Source organism: Bradyrhizobium sp. BEA-2-5, assembly GCF_032918025.1.
Classification (GTDB): domain Bacteria; phylum Pseudomonadota; class Alphaproteobacteria; order Rhizobiales; family Xanthobacteraceae; genus Bradyrhizobium; species Bradyrhizobium pachyrhizi.
The window spans coordinates 135,435-152,774 of the sequence record NZ_CP136629.1 but is presented as its reverse complement, the minus strand read 5'-3'; the positions used below and the strand labels follow the sequence as shown (position 1 = coordinate 152,774).

Here is a 17,340-nt window from a genome sequence, read left to right as displayed (position 1 = left end):
AGCTACGCTCGTCTCGACCCCGTAAGAACGGGGAGAGGGAGAGGAGCATCACCCGCGCAGCGTGCCGCCGGTCTGCTTGGTCACCTCGGCGACGATCTTGGCACCGACGGCCTCGATCTCCTGGTCGGTCAGGGTCTTCTCGCGCGGCTGGATGGTCACCGCGATCGCGATCGACTTCTTGCCGTCATCGATGCCCTTGCCCTCGTAGACGTCGAAAACGTTCACGCCGGTAATCAGCTTCTTGTCGACGGCTTGCGCGGCGCGGACGATGTCGCCGGCCTTCACGGCGCGGTCGACGATGAAGGCGAAGTCGCGCGACACCGGCTGGAAGGCGGAGAGCTCGATCAGCGGCTTGGCGCGCGTCGGCTTCTTCTTCGCCTCAGGGATGCGGTCGAGGATGACCTCGAACACCATCAAGGGACCGTCGACACCGAGCGCCTCGAGCGCGCGCGGATGCATCTCGCCGAAATGGCCGAGCACGTTCTGCGGGCCGATCTGGATCGTGGCGGAACGTCCCGGATGCAGCCAGCCAGGACCACCCGCCACGACCTGAAGCGCCTGCATCGGCGCACCGGCGGCCGCCAGCACGGCGAAAGCGTCGGCCTTGGCATCCATCGCATCCGCCGCCGCCGAGCCGGTCCAGTGCCGTCCGATCCCCTTCGACGAGGCGAAGCCATGACGCACGCCGGAGGCGGCGACCAGCTGGTCCTCCGGACGGTCGCCGCGGAACACCTGGCCGACCTCGAACAGCGCCACGTCAGGATAGCCGCGGTTGATGTTGGCCTGAACCGCCGCGACGAGGCCGGGCAGCAGGCTCGGCCGCATGTCGGAGAGATCGGCCGCGATCGGGTTGGCGAGCACGAGCTCGCTCTGGCCGCCGCCGAACAGTTTTGCCGCGTCATTGGTGATGAACGACCAGGTCACGGCTTCCACCATGCCGCGCACGCCGAGCGCGCGTTTGGCGCGGCGGGTGCGCAGCTGCATCGGCGTCAGCACCGGCTTGCGCGGCTCCTCGCCGCGTTCGAACGGCGTCATCGGCACCTTGTCGACGCCGAAGATGCGGACGACCTCCTCGACGATGTCGGCCTTGCCGTGCACGTCCGTGCGCCAGGACGGGATTGCGATCTTCACCACGGGCCCGTTGCCGGCCAGCATGAAGCCGAGCCGGGTAAGGATCAGCTTCACCTCGACCAGCGGCACCTCGATGCCGGCAAGACGCTTCACTTCGCTGAGCGGGAAGTCGATGACGCGATCCTCGCCGAACTGCTTGCCGACCACGACAGTCTCGGACGGCGTGCCGCCGCACATCTCCATCACGAGCCTGGTCGCGAGCTCCAGTCCCGGCACCATGAAGGCCGGATCGACGCCGCGCTCGAAGCGGTAGCGCGCATCCGAATTGATGCCGAGCTTGCGGCCGGTCTGGGCGATGTTGATCTCGTTCCACAGCGCCGATTCGATCAGCACGTCGGTGGTATCATCGTCGCAGCCGGAGGCCTCGCCGCCCATGATGCCCGCGAGCGATTCGACGCCGTGCTCGTCCGCGATGACGCAAATCGCGGGATCGAGATTGTAGGTACGGCCGTCGAGCGCGAGCAGCGTCTCGCCGTCGCGGGCGCGGCGCACGACGAGATTGCCCTTGACCTTCTTGGCGTCGAACACGTGCAGCGGCCGCGCCCGGTCGAAGGTCATGAAATTGGTGATGTCGACCAGCGCGTTGATCGGGCGCAGTCCGATCGCGGTCAGCCGCTTCTGCAGCCATTCCGGCGACGGTCCGTTCTTGACGCCGCGCACGAGGCGGAGCGCGAAGCCGGGACACAGCGAGGAATCCTCGACCGTGACCTTCACCGGGCACGGGAATTCGCCCTTGATGGGCTTGATGGCCGGGTCCTTGAACTTGCCCATGTCGGCGGCGGCGAGGTCGCGCGCGATGCCGTGCACGCCGGTGCAGTCCTGCCGGTTCGGCGTCAGATTGATCTCGACCACGGGATCGCCGAGCCCGGCCCATTCGGCGTAACCCTTGCCGAGCGGCGCGTCCGCCGGCAATTCCATGATGCCGTCATGGTCGTTGGAGATCTGCAATTCGGCCGCCGAGCACAGCATGCCGCGGCTCTCGACGCCGCGGATGGTGCCGATGCCGAGCGTGATGTCCTTGCCGGGAATGTATGTGCCGGGCGGCGAGAACACGCTGACGAGGCCCGCACGCGCATTCGGCGCGCCGCACACGACCTGCACCGGCGCGCCGCCGTCACCGGTGTCGACCATGCAGACGCGCAAGCGATCCGCATTCGGATGCTGCTCGGCCGAGATCACCTTCGCAATGGTGAACGGCTTGAGCGCCTTCGCCTTGTCCTCGATGTTCTCGACCTCGAGCCCGATCATGGTGAGCTTGTCGGCGAGCTTGTCGAGCGGCTCGTCGGTCTCGAGATGATCCTTCAGCCAGGAGAGGGTGAATTTCATGGCTGCTTGCCTCGGTTCTTGTTGGTGTTGACTAGGTTATCTTGATCGCTCGCTCCGCAACGTCGCGTAGACGTTACGTGCTCAGCCCGCCCGCGATCGACGGGATGTCCAGCGGCTTGAAGCCGTAGTGGGACAGCCAGCGGACGTCGCTGTCGAACAGCTGGCGCAGGTCGGCGATGCCGTATTTCAGCATGGCGATGCGGTCGATGCCCATGCCCCAGGCGAAGCCCTGGTACTCGTCGGGATCGATGCCGCAGGCGCGCAGCACGTTCGGATGCACCATGCCGCAGCCGAGAATCTCGAGCCAGTCCTCGCCCTCGCCGAAGCGGATCTCGCCCTTGTCGCGGCGGCACTGGATGTCGACTTCCAGCGACGGCTCGGTGAACGGGAAGAACGAGGGACGGAAGCGCATGTTGATGTGGTCGACCTCGAAGAACGCCTTGCAGAACTCGTGCAGGATCCATTTGAGATGGCCGAGATGCGAGGTCTTGTCGATGACGAGGCCTTCGACCTGGTGGAATTGCGGCGTATGGGTCGCGTCCGAATCGATGCGGTAGGTGCGGCCCGGGCAGATCACGCGGATCGGCGGCTTCTGGCTCAGCATCGTGCGCACCTGCACCGGCGAGGTGTGGGTTCGCAGCAGCATGCGCGAGCCGTCCTCCTTCGGATGGAAGAAGAAGGTGTCGTGCATCTCGCGCGCGGGATGGCCTTCCGGGAAATTCAGCTTGGTGAAGTTGTAGTCGTCGGTCTCGATGTCGGGACCCTCGGCGACCGAGAATCCCATGTCGGCGAAGATCGTGGTCAGCTCGTCCCAGACCTGGCTCAGCGGATGGATGCGGCCGGCCTCGACCGGTGCGTCGCGCAGCGGCAGGGTGACGTCGATGGTCTCGGACGCCAGCCGCGCATCGAGCGCCGCCGACTTCAGCACGTCGCGCCTTGCTGCGAGCGCCCGCGTCACAGCATCCTTGGTGAGGTTGATCTTGGCGCCCTCGGTCTTGCGCTCGTCGGGCGACATCTTGCCGAGCGTGGCGAGCAGCGCCGAGATCGAGCCCTTCTTGCCGAGGGCTGCGACGCGCACCGCTTCGAGCGCGGCTTCATCGCCGGCGGCGGCGATCTGGTCGAGGATGGATGTTTCGAGCGTTGCGAGGTCGGACACAGTCAAATCCTGCGCTTGAGCGGAGCATGATCCGGTGGGAAGAACCGCTACCCGAACCGGTACCATGCGCCAAAATTCGGCTGGGTTGTCGCCGCCGGAAGGGCGTAACGTCAAGCGAAAAGCCGGTGTTTTCGGGCTGATGGCCGGCAGCATTGAACCCCGCGCGGAGGCCGGGCTACCCAAGGGGAGTTCAAGGAGGCCCACGCGATGTTGCTGCGATCTTGCCTGGCCATGCCGGCGCTGCTGTTGATGCTCACCACGGCGCATGCCGCGACCGAGGAATGTCCCGCCAAATCGACCCAGATGGACGACATCATCGTGGAGCTTCAGAAGGCGCCGAGCTGCAACCGCGCGATGAAGATCTTCGAGGCGTGCGAATACGGCGCCAGCGGAGACGTCCAGTTCGGCGCCGTGGTCGAGAAGAGGTGCGAGGGGGACTTCCTGTCCAGCCTCGGAGCGTCGCAGAAGAAGGCCTATGCCGGCCAGCTCAAGCGCTGCGACCACAAATACGACAACGAAAGCGGCACCATGTACCGCTCGTTCACGGCGTTCTGCCGGGCGATCGTCGCCCAGCGCTATTCGCAGAAGGCGCTGAAGGCGGGCCCCAAATCGCGTTAGGGCCGCCCGCTAGGATCAGGCCGCCAGCGCGGCCTTGGCCTTCTCGGCGATGGCCTGGAACGCGGCGGGCTCGCTGATCGCGAGATCCGACAGCACCTTGCGGTCCACGGTGATCCCGGACTTGGCCATGCCGTCGATAAATCGGCTGTAGGTCAGGCCGAACGGACGGACGGCGGCGTTGATGCGCTGGATCCAGAGCGCGCGGAACGTCCGCTTCTTGCGCTTGCGATCGCGGAAGGCGTATTGCATCGCCTTCTCGACCGCCGGCTTGGCGGCGCGGATGGTGTTCTTGCGGCGGCCGTAGAAGCCCTTGGCGGCCTTGTAGACTTTCTTGTGCTTGGCGTGGGCGGTCACACCGCGTTTGACGCGAGACATGACGAAATCCTTGATCTGGAAGAGGTGACGGGGCGCCGCGCAGTCGCGGCGAGGGTTCAAGCGATCGGTGCGATCAGGCGTTCGGCAAGAAGTACTTCTTGACGTTGTCGCCGTCGGTCTTGAACAGCACGCGGGTGCCGCGGAGCTGACGGATCTGCTTCTTCGTCCGCTTGATCATGCCGTGACGCTTGCCGCGCTGGGCGTGCATCACTTTGCCGGTGGCAGTCACCTTGAAGCGCTTTTTAGCGCCCGATTTGGTCTTCAGCTTGGGCATTTGGCTCTCCTGTCGCACAGCACGAAAATCGCCCCGAGAGGCGTCCGGCCGGCTAAAATGCTCGTTAGAGCGTTGAAAGTGCTAGGGTTTTTTCCGAATTGAAAGAACCTGCACGAACCGTCGCCACGGCAGCCCTTGATCAGCCGGGCGGCGAAGGCCCGGCTTATGACAGAGGATCGGCGGTTTTGCAACGTTTCAGGCGGGGAATCGGGGCGGATCGGTCTTCCCCTTCCCCCTGAAAGGGGGGGCCGGGATGGGGGGCGGCCGTCGGCGCCGCTGCTCGTGGAGAGAGTAGATCCCCACCCGCTTTGCTCTGGCGAGCAAATCGACCTCCCCTTTTCAAGGGGAGGTTGGCACCACCGGGCCATGAGCGGTGCCCAAAATACGAAACAGCCCGCCAGATCGCCTCACGGGCCATTTCATTTCAACAAAGCGACAAATTCGAACTAGTGTCCCGAATCCGAAGTTCGCATCGTTTGCCGCACCTTCGGAGCGAACTTCGGATTCGATAAGGGCACTAGCAAACTTATGATTCTAGTGTGCTTTATGAATGCGAAGTTCGTGAAAGTGGCTGCCGCGAAATCGCACGAACTTCGCATTCAGCACACTAGCGCGGCGCCAGCACCATGACGACCTGGCGACCTTCGAACCGCGCGTCCTGCTCGACCTTGGCGAGCTCGGCGACGTCGGTCTTGATCTTGTCCAGCAGCTTGGTGCCGATCTCCTGGTGCGCCATTTCGCGGCCACGATAGCGCAACGTGATCTTGACCTTGTCGCCCTCTTCGAAGAACCGCTGCATCGCGCGCATCTTCACGTCGTAATCATGGTCGTCGATCATCGGGCGGAGCTTGATCTCCTTGATCTCGACGGTCTTCTGCCGCTTGCGGGCTTCCGCGGCTTTCTTCTGAGCGGAATACTTGTACTTCCCGTAGTCCATGATCTTGCAGACGGGAGGGCTGGCATTCGGCGAAATCTCGACCAGATCCATGCCGGCTTCCATGGCCATCTTGATGGCCACCATGGTTTCGACGGTGCCCTGATTGACACCATCCGCGTCGATCAGCTGGATCTGCGCATTGCGGATATCATCATTGATGCGCGGCCCGTCTTTGCTGGCAGCGGGCGGAGCTTTATTAGGACGGCGAATGGGTGGCTCTCCAAAGTTGTGAAAGGGAAGGCCGATATTTTGAAGCAAGATGCTGCAACGGGCAAGCGAACTCGCTTCTTTAAGCGGCAAAACCGCCAATTGCGAGGCATTTTGGCCACGCCCGGCACATATAGCGGGCGCGTCTGGTCCGCAAGACGGGACTCGCGGCCGTTGACCGGTGCCGCGCGACAATTGAAAAGCAGATGTCTGACACCCGAGTGACCGAACCATGAGCCAAACCGCCGCATCGGAACAGGAACCGGCCTTCATCGAGGTCGGCGAGGGCAGTCAGGCGCGCCGGATCGCGGTGCGCGCCCGTGCCGGCAGCAGCCCCGGACTGATATGGCTCGGCGGTTTCAAGTCCGACATGTCCGGCACCAAGGCGCTCGCGCTCGATGCATGGGCGGCCGAGCATGGTCGCGGCTGCGTCCGGTTCGACTATTCCGGCCACGGCGAGTCCGGCGGCGACTTCACTGACGGAACCATCGGACGCTGGCTGGAGGAGAGCGTCGCGGTATTCTCGCAGTTCTGCAGCGGGCCGCAGGTCGTGATCGGGTCCTCGATGGGCGGCTGGATGGCGCTGCTGCTTGCGCGTGAGATCGCCAGGCGCGGGAACGGGAAGGCACAGCTCGCCGGCCTCGTGCTGATCGCGCCGGCACCCGACTTCACCGAGGAATTGATGTGGAAGGCCTTCTCGCCGGAGATCCGCGCAGAGATCGAGACCAAGGGCGTCTGGATGCGGCCGTCGGATTACGGCGACGGCTCACCCTATCCAATCACGCGGAACCTGATCGAGGAGGGCCGCAATCATTTGCTGCTCGGAAGCAAGATCGATCTCGGCTGTCCCGTCCGCATCCTGCAAGGCGCGAAAGATCCCGACGTGCCATGGCAGCACGCGTTCGCGCTGACGCACCGCCTGCCGGCAGATGACGTCGTGCTGACCATGATCCAGGACGGCGATCACCGCCTCTCCCGCCCGCAGGACATCGCCCGGATCATCGCCGCGGTGGCGGAGATCGGCTAAGCTCTCCGTAGAGGGGGAAGCGCCAATGGACACCACGACCATGCTGCGCGCCTTCTGCGACGCGGTCGAGCAGCGCAACGGCAAGGCCTTTGCGAGCCTTTTCACCGACGACGGCGTCTATCACGACGTGTTTTACGGTGCCTTCAAGGGCCACGGCAAGATCGCCGACATGATCGACGACTGGTTCTATCGCACGGCAACCGATTTCCGCTGGGACATGCACGACCCCGTCTCCGACGGCACCACGCTCTATGCGCGCTATACGTTCAGCTAACGCTCGACCTTGCCGGAAGCCAAGGGGGCGCGGGCGATGTTCGAGGGCGTCGCGATCATGACGCTGCGGGATGAAAAGATCGCGAGCTATCACGAGGTCGCCAACACCGCGCCGGCGTTCGTCGATCTGAAGTTCGCGCCGGAGCGCATTGCGAAGATCGTTGCCAGGCAGGGCGCCGAGTTGAAGGCGCGGCCGGAGATGCAGCGGCATATCACCTGACCGTCATTCCGGGGCGCGCGAAGCGCGAACCCGGAATCCATTTCTCCGTTGGTCTCTGCGGCCCGATGGATTCCGGGCTCGATGCTGCGCATCGCCCCGGAATGACAGTCATGGCGGCGGCGGATTCGCCATCGGCTTGCGCTGCGCCAGCGCGGCGACCGTGGCGGTGCCGATCGGGCCCTGCTCGTCATAGAGCCAGCATTCGCCGATCGCGACGCCGTCGGTGGCGTGGTGGTTCACGACTTCGAAGCCGATCCATTCCGTGACCGGCAGGCGGTGCAGATAGATCGTGACGTCGCTGTTGATGTAGCCGAGCCCCTTGTCGCCGGCATTGGCAAACGGGCTGGCGAAATCGGCGCCGGTTGCGACATGCACGAACGGCGTCATCGGCACGCCCGCAACGAGCTCGCGCACCTCGCTCATCCAGAGCCGGCGCGGCCCGAGCGATCCCATCTGGCCGACGATCGGCCGCGTCGTCCATTTGCCGTTCATGCCGAGCCGGGGATCGGTCGGCTTCGGAATCTCCGCCGGTGCCGGCACCTGCCAGTTCGGCGGCGACCACACATTGCCGGGGGCGTTTTCCGTCCGGCGCAACAATTGGCAGGAGGCGCGCGCCATGCTCGTGCCGCCGGAGAAAAACTCGGCCTCGATCATCTTGATCCGCATGCCGTCGCGCACGAGCTTCGTCGTCACCTCGATCGGCGTCGTGATGTTGGGCAGCCGGAACATGTCGACTGTCAACCGCGCGGGGACGAAACCGTCGGAGCCGTGGCGCTCCTCGATGACGAAGGCGAGCAGGCCGATCACGACGCGGCCGTGCAGGGATTCCGGACTCCACGGTCCGTTCGCAACGGATGTCGGCATGAAGCCGTCGCCGTGCCTGGTGAAGAAGGGCTGGTTTGTCATGGCGTGCGACCATGACGGGAATGGCGCGATGAAATCAAGAGGCCGCCGCGGCGCGCCACTCCTGCTGCACCGTGACGTCGGGCTCGCCGTCGGCGCGCGATGCCAGCGCCGCGAACGCATCGCGGGCGATCAGTTGCGACAGCGCCCACACCGCGGCGCCGCGCACCAGCGGGCTCGCATCGTCGAGCAAACGCCGCGCTTCGCCGGCAAGGCTTGCCTCGCCCGAGTTGCCGATCGCAATCAGCACGTTCCTCAAGAAGCGGTCGCGGCCGATGCGCTTGACCGGCGACTTCGTGAACAGCGCGCGAAACGCCGCGTCGTCGAGCCGTGTCAATTCGGCGAGCGCAGGCGCGCGCAGCGCATCGCGCGCGGCGAGCTTCTGCTCGCGCCCCGCTTGCGCGAACTTGTTCCACGGACACACCGCAAGACAATCGTCGCAGCCATAGATGCGATTGCCGATGGCTTTGCGAAATTCGCGCGGGATCGGTCCCTTGTTCTCGATGGTGAGGTACGAGATGCAGCGTCGCGCATCGAGCTTGTAGGGCGCGGGGAACGCCGCGGTCGGGCAGATGTCGAGACAGGCCCGGCACGAGCCGCAATGATCGAGCTCGGCGGCATCGCGCGGCAGCTCCAGCGTGGTGTAGATCGCGCCGAGAAAAAGCCACGAGCCGAACTCGCGCGAGACGAGGTTGGTGTGCTTGCCCTGCCAGCCCAGATGCGCCGCCTGCGCCAGCGGCTTCTCCATCACCGCCGCGGTGTCGACGAACACCTTCACCTCATCGCCGGTGATCGCGACCAGCCAGCGCGCCAGCGACTTCAGGCGCTTCTTGATCAGATCGTGATAGTCGTCGCCCTGCGCATAGACCGAGATCGCGCCACGCGACCGGCGCGCAAGGATGTCGAGCGGGTCGTCGTCGGGCCCGTAATTGACGCCGAGCATGATCACGCTGCGCACGTCGGGCCACAGCCCGCGCGGATCGACGCGGCGCTCAGGGCTTGCGGCGAGCCAGTCCATGTCGCCATGGCCGCCCGATGCGATGAATTCGAGGAAGTGTTTTCCGGCCTCGCTGGTCGCATCAGGCGTGGTGAAGCCGATGGCATCGAAGCCGAGCGCATGCGCCTCGCGCTGCAGCGCTGCCTTGAGATCGGAAGGGGAGAGCCTGACCGGCGGGTTCAGAAATCCAGGTCCACGTAGGTCCGCGACGCCGGCACGCCGGCCAGCCATTCGCTGAGCAGCGGACGGAACGACGGGCGGGATTTCACCCGCGCGTACCACGCCTTTGCTGCGTCGTCCTCGCTCCATGGCACGTCGCCCAGATAGTCGATCGCCGAGAGATGCGCCGCGGCGGCGAGATCCGCGTAGGTGAGCCGGTCGCCGGCGAGGAAATTGCGCGTCTGCGCCAGCCAGCCGATATAGGCCAGATGATAGCGCACATTGGCCTTCGCCGCGCGCATCACGTCGGCCGAAGGCGGGCCGCCGCCGTTCTCCTCGCTCATGAAGCGCTTGTAGATGCGCTCGGTGACGAGCGGGTGCGAGACTTCCTCGAAGAACTTTTCGTTGAACCAGGACATCAGCCGGCGGACCTCGACGCGCTCGGCCGTCGACGTCGGCAACAGCCGCCGGTCGCCGGCATCGAGGCCGTGCGCCTCGTCGACATATTCGGCGATCACAGGCGCACCCGGAATCGGCGGAAAGCCTTCGGCGATCAGCACCGGCGTGGTGGCCGCCGGATTGAGCGCCAGGAACGCCTCGCGCCGTTCCCACACCCGTTCCTCCACAAGGCGCAAATCGAGCCCATACTCGCCGAGCACGAGCCGAATGAAGCGCGAATGCGGACAGAACGGATGGTGATACAGCGTATACATGAAGCCCTTGGTAGTTTCGCGGCGCTTAAGAAATCATCAACCTGTGCGGCCTGGACCAGTGCTTTGGCCAGACCAGTTCCGGTCGTCTCTATGTCGCGTCAGCACGCAAACCGGTAGCCATCCCCGCAGATGGTGCGGGTCACAAAAACGCTATAGCTCAGCAAATCGGTCGGGTAACCCATTGTTTGACGATTTTTTGCGATTGCGGCCAATGTACGAATAAGCGAGAAGAATCCCGTTTTCCACACAGGGCAGGCCACAACATGATGACGGATATGCTGCGGGCGGTGATTCTCGGCATCGTCGAGGGCGTCACGGAGTTCCTGCCGGTCTCCTCGACAGGCCACCTGCTGCTTGCGGAGCGCTTCTTCAATCTGGGCGAAGGCAATTTCTGGAAGAGCTTTGCGATCCTGATTCAGCTCGGCGCGATCCTCGCGATCCTCGCGCTCTATTTCGTCAAATTGTGGCGCGTGGCGCTTGGCATGTTCACCAATCCCGACGACCGGCGCTTCGTGATCGGCGTGCTGGTGGCGTTCCTGCCGGCCGTGATCGTCGGCCTCGTCGCCGGCAAGTACATCAAGAGCCTGCTGTTCAATCCCTGGGTCATCTGCTTCACGCTGATCGTCGGCGGCGCCATCCTGCTCTGGGTCGACAAGCTCGATCTCAAAGTGTACGAGGACGATGCGACGCGCTTCCCGCTGCTGATGTATCTCTATATCGGCATCGCGCAGTGCGTGGCGATGATCCCCGGCGTGTCGCGCTCCGGCGCCAGCATCGTCGCGGCGATGCTGCTCGGGGCCGACAAGCGCGCGGCGGCGGAGTTCTCGTTCTTCCTCGCTATTCCCACCATGATCGGTGCGTTCGCCTACGACTTCTACAAGAGCCGCGCCGACTTCACCTCCGACAACCTCAGCGTGATCGCGATCGGCTTCGTGGTGTCGTTCATCACCGCCATCATCGTGGTGAAGACGTTCCTGACCTACGTCACCCGGCACGGCTTCGTGGTGTTCGCCTGGTGGCGCGTCATCGTCGGCACGCTCGGCCTGATCGCGCTGGCGATGGGAAGGTAAGGCACTCTGTCGTCCCTGCGAAAGCAGGGACCCATAACCACGGCTATTGCGGTCGCGAATAGCCGTGGCCCCAGCGTTCCACACCTCGGACATCGGTGGCTATGGGTCCCGGCCTTCGCCGGGACGACAAGTGGAGAAGCTGCCTACGCGCTCTTCTTCTGGAACTGACCGGCGGCGCGGAAGCGCCAGAGATATTGCGGGGCGATCGCTTCCAGCGAATCGGGGGTGATGCCGAGGCCTTCCAGCGTCAGGCCGGCCGCCTTGGCGGCGTCGGACACCACATTGTCCGAACGCAGCATCGCGACCTGGTCCGGCGTCAGCGTGAACGGCCCCGGCGCGAACTGCAGAAAGTACGACTGGAACTTGGCAAGGCCGAACGGCAGCGGCGCCAGCATGCGATCGCGCTGGGTGATCTTGAGGATGATCTGCATCATCTCGCGCATGGTCAGCACTTCCGGCCCGCCGAGCTCGTAGGCTGCGCCCTGCTCCGCCTTGCCGTCCACGGCATGGGCCACGGCGTTCGCGACGTCGCCGACATAGACCGGCTGCATCTTTGTGTCGCCGCCGATCAGCGGCAGCACCGGCGACATCCGGGCCAGCGCGGCAAAGCGGTTGGTGAACTGGTCCTCGGGGCCGAACAGCAGCGACGGCCGCATGATGGTGGCCGACGGCAAGGCGGCCAGGACCGCGGCTTCGCCCACCGCCTTGGCCCTGGCATAGCGCGAGGGCGATTCCGCGTCGGCGCCGATCGCCGAGACATGCACCACGCCGGCATCGGCCGCGGCCGCCGCCTTGGCGACGGTTTCGGCGCCCCTGGCCTGGACGGCGTCAAAGGTCTGCGCGCCGCCCTCGGTGAGGACGCCGACGAGGTTGATCGCGACATGCGAATCACGCAGCGCCGCCTCGACCGAGGCCGGATAGCGCAGATTCGCCTGCACGGTGTGGATCTGCCCGACCCGGCCGAGCGGCTGCAGATGGCCGGCCAGTTCAGGTCGCCGCACCGCGACTCGGATGCGGTAATCGCGCTTGCAGAGTGCCCGGACCACGTTCCGCCCCAGAAAACCCGATCCGCCGAAGACCGTGACCAGCGTGTCCAGGTTCGATGCCATGGGGTGATTCCTGTGGGATTCGAGAGCGATTGACGTAGGTTAACCGTCTGGCGATACGCCATCGGCCTTATCCTGTACAGGGTATTTGAATTTCCAATCGCGAATTTGACAAGCGCGCAACCGATCCTTACTAAGCCGCTCCACATGCCCAGGTGGTGGAATTGGTAGACGCGCTGGCTTCAGGTGCCAGTGGCTTAACGGCCGTGAAGGTTCGAGTCCTTTCCTGGGCACCACCCCCTTTATAAGCGGTTGAAATCGCTTGCATTCGTAGGGTCGGTGCGGCGTAGCCGTAATCGGCCGAGGCGGACGCAGTTTCGTTAGACGATCCGCCGTCCCGCACGCCGCGCGATCGGCTTCTGCACAAAGTACATCGCGATCATCGAAATCATCGAGCTCGCCACGACGACATAGCCGATCCGGTCGAAATGCAGCAGCGAGCCGTCCGGATTCTCGGCGACGATCGCGGCTGCAGCCACCGATCCCAGCCCGCCCGACAGCTGCTGCACGGACGCGGAGACCGCGCTGAAGGAGCCGCGCTGGCTCGCGTCGGGGATCGCCGACATCAGCGCCTGCGACGGGATCATCCGCGAGAAGATGCCGACGAACATCAGGACGTTGACGAGGATCGCGGTCGCCAGCGAGACGTGGCCGAGATTTGTGTAGATCAGCACCATGGCCACCGTCATCACGCAGCCGAACACGAAGGTCGGATATTTGCCGAACGCATCGCTGGCACGTCCGACCAGCGGCCCCGTGACGATGCTGAACAGGCCGGAGACGAGATAGATCGTCGGCAGATGCGTGATGTCGATGCCGAGATTGTGCACGGTGAAGGCGCTGGAGAACGGCATCAGCATGTAACCGCCGGTCGCGAGCAACGTGGTCACCAGGAAGGCCAACGTGTAGCGCGGCTGCCCCACGGTTGCGATCAGATGGCGGAACGGATTGCTGTCGTGCTGCAGTTTGAGATGGGCGTCGACCGGATGCATCGCGATTGCAATCGCCGCGATCGCGACAATCGACAGGCCGACGATGGCAACGAAGCAGATGTGCCAGTTAAAGTGATTGGCGAGAAACAGCCCTGCGGGAATGCCGAGCACCTGGCTCGCGGCGAACGCCGTCTGGAGGAAGCCCATGACGCGGCCGCGCAGGTGCAGCGGAAACAGGTCGGTGACGATGGCGAGCACGACCGCGCCGATCACGCCGCCGAACAATCCGGTCACGATCCGGCCGAGCAGCAGCACATGGTAGGTCTGCGCGGCCGCGCAGAGCGCAGTGCCGAGCGTGAAGCCGACATAGAAGAACAGCAGCAGCCGCTTGCGATCGAAGCGATCGGCGAAGCCGGCGGCGAGGATTCCCGAAATGCCCGCACTGAATGCGTAGGCCGACACCGCGACGCCGAACTGCCCGGCCGTGATGCCGAGCGAGGGCATCAGGATGGCGCCGAGCGGCGACATGATGATGAAATCGAGAATGATCGTGAACTGCGTGAACGTCAGCAGCGCGATGAGGAGCGCCTGGTAGCGCGAGAAGCCGCGCTGGCGTTTCCCTTGGTCGTCGATCGGCGCGGCGAGCGTCTGGTCGGACATAAGGCTCGTTTCATTGCAAGGCGGGTTCGGGCCGGCAACAGATAGGGTGGGCGCGGGACGATTTCACGGGGCGCGGGGGCAACAGTTCCATCGAAATCGAAAGTGCGCGGGCGATGGCTGGTCGTGCGAACCACGTCGAGGTTGGCGGGGAAAGGGACCGGCCGGATGCCCGACGCGCGAAGGCAATTGTTTCCGGTTGTATCGAATGAGGGCTGCAACGGGTGAATGCTGTACTCCACAACCCTGGAAGCGTACACACGTCAAGGATGTGAATCATGTTGATGCATCTCATGGTTCCGTCTGTGGCAGTCGTGCAACACCGTCGCTGCAAATCGTTTCAAGCTTGAACGGAGCGGATCAGCTGAGTTGAGAGCGGGGCGGGGGTAGCAGGTGGCGCGAGGCCGTGGGCTCGGATTCGCGCGGGCGTTGGAGATGGACATGGTTTCATCGCGGCTCGCGGCGATCCTGTCGTGCACGGCTTTAAGTGGCGGTTGCCTGTTGTCCGCTTCGCCGGCGTTGGCCGCCTGCGACAGCCTCGCGCCAGCAAGCGGGCAGACGGTAACCTGCTCGATCGCAGCGCCGAATCCCTCGCCGGCTGGCGTGCAGGCCGCTGCCGGCAGCTCGAACGTCACCGTGAACGTGCTGCAGGGCGCCGGCATCGCGCCGGGCGGCGGAGCGACCGCGATCGGTCTGGTCTCCAGCAGCACCGCCACCAACAACGGCACGTTGACCGTCAGCGGCGGCGGGACCGGCATCTTCGGCAGCGGCGACGGCAATGTCTTCACCAACGGCGCGTCGGGTGTGATCGCGACCTCGGGCGCCGGCAGCAATGCGATTGCCGCCAGCAGTAACGGCAACACGCTGATCAACAACGGCGCGATCACCACGCAGAACGGCACCTCGCGCGGCCTTGCCATCACCGGGCTCACGCAGCACAACAACAACACGCTGATCAATACCGGGACGATCACCACCCAGGGCCCGCAGTCGCACGGCCTTTTTGTGCAAACCGGCGACAGCAACACCTTCACCAATAGCGGTACCATCACCACGGCCGGCGCAGGCGCGCGTGCGATCTTCTCCGCCGGCCAGTTCGCGAGCATCACCAATACCGGCACGCTGCTGACGACCGGCGGCGATGCGGGCGGCACCGCCAACAACACCGTGTTCATGCAAGGCAATGCGGGCGTGCTGCGCAACAGCGGCACGATCGAGGCGCGCGGCGTCAATGCCGACGGCGTGTTCTCCAACACCGCGGGTTCGTCATTCACCGCCCGCATCGAGAATCTCGCCGGCGGCAAGATCATCAGCCAGGCCGGGCCCGCGATCCGCACGCTCAACGGCGCCACCACCATCGTCAATGCCGGCCTGATCGCCGGCAACAGCGGCACGGCGCTCGCGGGCGGCGGCGGCGCCGTGACGATGATCCTGCAAACCGGCTCGCAGATCGTCGGCCTTGCCGATGGCGGCGGCGGCAACAATCAGGTGCGGCTGCAAGGCAGCGGCACGGCCAACAATGCGTTCGCGCGATTCCAGACGCTGACGATGGAGGGCAGTGACTGGACCTGGGCCGGCACCGGCACCTTCGCCAACACCTTCGTCAACAGCGGCTCGCTGACGCTGCAGACGTCGCTGACCGGCAATGTGTCGATTGCGGCCGGCACCAGCCTGCTGGCGGGCAACGGCGCCAATCCGTCGATCACGCCGTTTCCGGGCGGCCCGCCGATCACCGTCACCAATGCCGGCGTCATCAACCTGACCAATGGCGGCGCCACCGCGGCGAACAGCCTGACCATTGCCGGCAACTACGTCGGCAATGGCGGCGGGCTCTATCTGCGCACCGTGCTCGGCGGCGATGGTTCGCCATCGGATCGCCTCGTCATCTCCGGTGGCAATGCGTCGGGCTCGACCGCGGTGACCGTCACCAATGCCGGTGGCGCGGGCGCATTGACCACCGCCGACGGCATCATGGTGGTGCAGGCCGTCAACGGCGGCACCACGGCTGCGGGCGCATTCGGCCTTTCCAACGCGGTCGTGGCGGGCGCGCACGAATACCTGCTGTTCCGCGGCGGCGTCTCCGCCGGCAGCGCCGACAACTGGTATCTGCGCTCGACATTGTTGCCCGGCACGGCGTCGCCCGCGCCCCCGGCTGCGCCCGCACCGGCGCCGCCGTCATCGCCTGGCGTGGTGCCGCCGCCCGCGGGGCTGCCTGCAGAGGACCTGTCGTCGCTGACGCCGCCGCCGGCAGGCGCCGCGCCGGTCCAGCTCTACCGTGAGGAAGTCGCGGTCTATTCGGCGCTGCCGCAGGTGGCGCAAAAGCTCGGGCTGGCAACGCTCGGCACCTTCCACCAGCGCCAGGGCGATCAGGCGTTGCTGACCAGCAGCGGCGAACAGCCGGCGGCGTGGGCGCGTGCCTATGGCTCGCACAGCTCGCAGAGCTGGGCCGGCACGGTCAGTCCCGCCTTCGACGGCATCATGGCCGGCGTGCAGGTCGGCGTCGATATTCTGCGCTTCCAGTCCGCGCCCGAACATCATGATCGCGCCGGCTTCTTCTATGCCCATGGCTGGGCCAGCGGCACCATCAACGGCTTCGCGCTCGGCAGGAACGACGTCCGCACCGGCACGCTCTCGATCGAGAGCCAGAATATCGGCGGCTACTGGACCCATATCGGCCCCTCGGGCTGGTATGTCGACGCCGTGCTGATGGGCAGCTTCTACGGCGCAAGTCCGCAGTCGGATCGCCAGGTCGGCGCGCGCTTGTCGGGCACCGGCGTCGCGGCATCGCTGGAAGCCGGCGTGCCGATCCCGTTGAACCGCTTCCTCGCGATCGAGCCGCAGGCGCAACTGATCTGGCAACGCCAGTCGTTCGACAGCTTCAACGATATCTTCTCCAGCGTCGCGCCCGGCAGCGCCGATACGCTGACCGGCCGGCTGGGCGTGCGCGTCCCTGCGACCTTCATCGCCGGCACCTCCGAACTGCGTCCCTACCTCGAGGCCAATCTCTGGCACACGGCCGCGAACGACCGCAGCATCGCCTTCGCTGCGACCGATTTGATCGGTGTGCAGAGCCGCGGCACCGCGGTCGAGATCGGGGCCGGCTTCGCCGCGCAGCTCAATCACGCGGTCAGCGCCTATGCGAGCATGGGCTACACAACCTCGGTGGACAGCACCCATCGCGAGGACGTCACCGGCCGGCTCGGCCTTCGCGTCAGCTGGCAATAATGGCGCAGGTGTGGGGCGGTGGGCCACCCAAGCC

At 65.2% G+C, this 17,340-nt stretch carries 14 protein-coding genes, 1 tRNA gene and 1 pseudogene; 6 read left to right on the top strand and 10 right to left on the bottom strand.

Annotated features, from left to right (window positions below; translation table 11 throughout):
* Positions 1 to 48 precede the first annotated feature (48 nt).
* Positions 49 to 2,457 carry a phenylalanine--tRNA ligase subunit beta gene (gene pheT / locus RX327_RS00685; RefSeq protein WP_317249158.1) on the bottom strand — a complete coding sequence of 803 codons (2,409 nt, stop codon included), beginning with the start codon at positions 2,455 to 2,457 and terminating at the stop codon, positions 49 to 51.
* 73 nt (positions 2,458 to 2,530) lie between these two features.
* On the bottom strand, positions 2,531 to 3,613 hold the full coding sequence (pheS, locus tag RX327_RS00680; RefSeq protein ID WP_317249156.1) for a phenylalanine--tRNA ligase subunit alpha: 1,083 nt from the start codon (positions 3,611 to 3,613) through the stop codon (positions 2,531 to 2,533).
* A 207-nt stretch (positions 3,614 to 3,820) separates the two neighbouring features.
* Between pheS and RX327_RS00675 the strand changes: the two genes are divergently transcribed.
* Entirely contained in the window at positions 3,821 to 4,231 is a 411-nt protein-coding gene (locus RX327_RS00675; RefSeq protein ID WP_050383475.1) for a hypothetical protein, read from the top strand.
* Positions 4,232 to 4,246: 15 nt separating this feature from the next.
* Here RX327_RS00675 and rplT read toward each other — a convergent pair whose 3' ends face one another.
* The 3 genes from rplT to infC all read right to left on the bottom strand — a co-directional run bounded on the left by rplT (position 4,247) and on the right by infC (position 6,027).
* On the bottom strand, positions 4,247 to 4,606 hold the full coding sequence (rplT, locus tag RX327_RS00670) for a 50S ribosomal protein L20 (RefSeq protein WP_028179126.1): 360 nt from the start codon (positions 4,604 to 4,606) through the stop codon (positions 4,247 to 4,249).
* A 73-nt stretch (positions 4,607 to 4,679) separates the two neighbouring features.
* Entirely contained in the window at positions 4,680 to 4,880 is a 201-nt protein-coding gene (gene rpmI / locus RX327_RS00665) for a 50S ribosomal protein L35 (RefSeq protein ID WP_008539890.1), read from the bottom strand.
* Between the two features lie 607 nt (positions 4,881 to 5,487).
* Positions 5,488 to 6,027 (bottom strand): translation initiation factor IF-3, encoded by a 540-nt coding sequence (gene infC, locus RX327_RS00660; protein WP_317251424.1) that lies wholly within the window; start codon positions 6,025 to 6,027, stop codon positions 5,488 to 5,490.
* 229 nt (positions 6,028 to 6,256) lie between these two features.
* On the opposite strand from infC, the gene RX327_RS00655 reads away from it, so the two are divergent.
* Positions 6,257 to 7,051: an alpha/beta hydrolase gene (locus tag RX327_RS00655; RefSeq protein WP_317249155.1), complete on the top strand. Its 795-nt coding sequence runs from the start codon at positions 6,257 to 6,259 to the stop codon at positions 7,049 to 7,051.
* A 25-nt stretch (positions 7,052 to 7,076) separates the two neighbouring features.
* Positions 7,077 to 7,544, top strand: a pseudogene (locus tag RX327_RS00650) (nuclear transport factor 2 family protein).
* Positions 7,545 to 7,652: 108 nt separating this feature from the next.
* Here RX327_RS00650 and RX327_RS00645 read toward each other — a convergent pair.
* From RX327_RS00645 to RX327_RS00635, 3 genes are read right to left on the bottom strand one after another with little or no spacing between them, the layout of a single operon-like run.
* Positions 7,653 to 8,450, bottom strand: a complete 798-nt coding sequence (locus tag RX327_RS00645; RefSeq protein WP_317249154.1) for an acyl-CoA thioesterase domain-containing protein — start codon at positions 8,448 to 8,450, stop codon at positions 7,653 to 7,655.
* A 34-nt stretch (positions 8,451 to 8,484) separates the two neighbouring features.
* Positions 8,485 to 9,675: a tRNA epoxyqueuosine(34) reductase QueG gene (queG, locus tag RX327_RS00640; protein WP_317249153.1), complete on the bottom strand. Its 1,191-nt coding sequence runs from the start codon at positions 9,673 to 9,675 to the stop codon at positions 8,485 to 8,487.
* A complete protein-coding gene (locus RX327_RS00635) occupies positions 9,624 to 10,316 on the bottom strand; it encodes a glutathione S-transferase family protein (protein WP_317249152.1) in 693 nt (230 codons plus the stop codon). The genes queG and RX327_RS00635 overlap by 52 nt, the downstream gene beginning before the upstream one ends.
* Positions 10,317 to 10,579: 263 nt before the next feature.
* Between RX327_RS00635 and RX327_RS00630 the strand changes: the two genes are divergently transcribed.
* Positions 10,580 to 11,386 (top strand): undecaprenyl-diphosphate phosphatase, encoded by an 807-nt coding sequence (locus RX327_RS00630; protein ID WP_317249151.1) that lies wholly within the window; start codon positions 10,580 to 10,582, stop codon positions 11,384 to 11,386.
* Positions 11,387 to 11,529: 143 nt separating this feature from the next.
* Here RX327_RS00630 and RX327_RS00625 read toward each other — a convergent pair whose 3' ends face one another.
* Positions 11,530 to 12,495 (bottom strand): complex I NDUFA9 subunit family protein, encoded by a 966-nt coding sequence (locus RX327_RS00625; protein WP_317249150.1) that lies wholly within the window; start codon positions 12,493 to 12,495, stop codon positions 11,530 to 11,532.
* Positions 12,496 to 12,641: 146 nt separating this feature from the next.
* Here RX327_RS00625 and RX327_RS00620 point away from each other — a divergent pair.
* Positions 12,642 to 12,728: transfer RNA gene (locus RX327_RS00620), tRNA-Leu, on the top strand.
* Positions 12,729 to 12,812: 84 nt separating this feature from the next.
* Here RX327_RS00620 and RX327_RS00615 read toward each other — a convergent pair.
* Positions 12,813 to 14,084, bottom strand: a complete 1,272-nt coding sequence (locus RX327_RS00615) for an MFS transporter (protein ID WP_317249149.1) — start codon at positions 14,082 to 14,084, stop codon at positions 12,813 to 12,815.
* Between the two features lie 438 nt (positions 14,085 to 14,522).
* Between RX327_RS00615 and RX327_RS00610 the strand changes: the two genes are divergently transcribed.
* Positions 14,523 to 17,306: an autotransporter outer membrane beta-barrel domain-containing protein gene (locus RX327_RS00610; RefSeq protein ID WP_160321712.1), complete on the top strand. Its 2,784-nt coding sequence runs from the start codon at positions 14,523 to 14,525 to the stop codon at positions 17,304 to 17,306.
* Positions 17,307 to 17,340 lie beyond the last annotated feature (34 nt).

Excerpts from the sequence above, each read along its gene's own strand:
- RX327_RS00655 (WP_317249155.1), top strand. The coding sequence starts at position 6,257 with ATGAGCCAAACCGCCGCATCGGAACAGGAACCGGCCTTCATCGAGGTC.
- RX327_RS00675 (WP_050383475.1), top strand. The coding sequence starts at position 3,821 with ATGTTGCTGCGATCTTGCCTGGCCATGCCGGCGCTGCTGTTGATGCTC.
- rpmI (WP_008539890.1), bottom strand. The coding sequence starts at position 4,880 with ATGCCCAAGCTGAAGACCAAATCGGGCGCTAAAAAGCGCTTCAAGGTG.
- rplT (WP_028179126.1), bottom strand. The coding sequence starts at position 4,606 with ATGTCTCGCGTCAAACGCGGTGTGACCGCCCACGCCAAGCACAAGAAA.
- queG (WP_317249153.1), bottom strand. The coding sequence starts at position 9,675 with ATGGCTGGCCGGCGTGCCGGCGTCGCGGACCTACGTGGACCTGGATTT.
- RX327_RS00615 (WP_317249149.1), bottom strand. The coding sequence starts at position 14,084 with ATGTCCGACCAGACGCTCGCCGCGCCGATCGACGACCAAGGGAAACGC.
- RX327_RS00625 (WP_317249150.1), bottom strand. The coding sequence starts at position 12,495 with ATGGCATCGAACCTGGACACGCTGGTCACGGTCTTCGGCGGATCGGGT.
- pheT (WP_317249158.1), bottom strand. The coding sequence starts at position 2,457 with ATGAAATTCACCCTCTCCTGGCTGAAGGATCATCTCGAGACCGACGAG.
- RX327_RS00645 (WP_317249154.1), bottom strand. The coding sequence starts at position 8,450 with ATGACAAACCAGCCCTTCTTCACCAGGCACGGCGACGGCTTCATGCCG.
- RX327_RS00630 (WP_317249151.1), top strand. The coding sequence starts at position 10,580 with ATGATGACGGATATGCTGCGGGCGGTGATTCTCGGCATCGTCGAGGGC.
- RX327_RS00635 (WP_317249152.1), bottom strand. The coding sequence starts at position 10,316 with ATGTATACGCTGTATCACCATCCGTTCTGTCCGCATTCGCGCTTCATT.
- RX327_RS00610 (WP_160321712.1), top strand. The coding sequence starts at position 14,523 with ATGGTTTCATCGCGGCTCGCGGCGATCCTGTCGTGCACGGCTTTAAGT.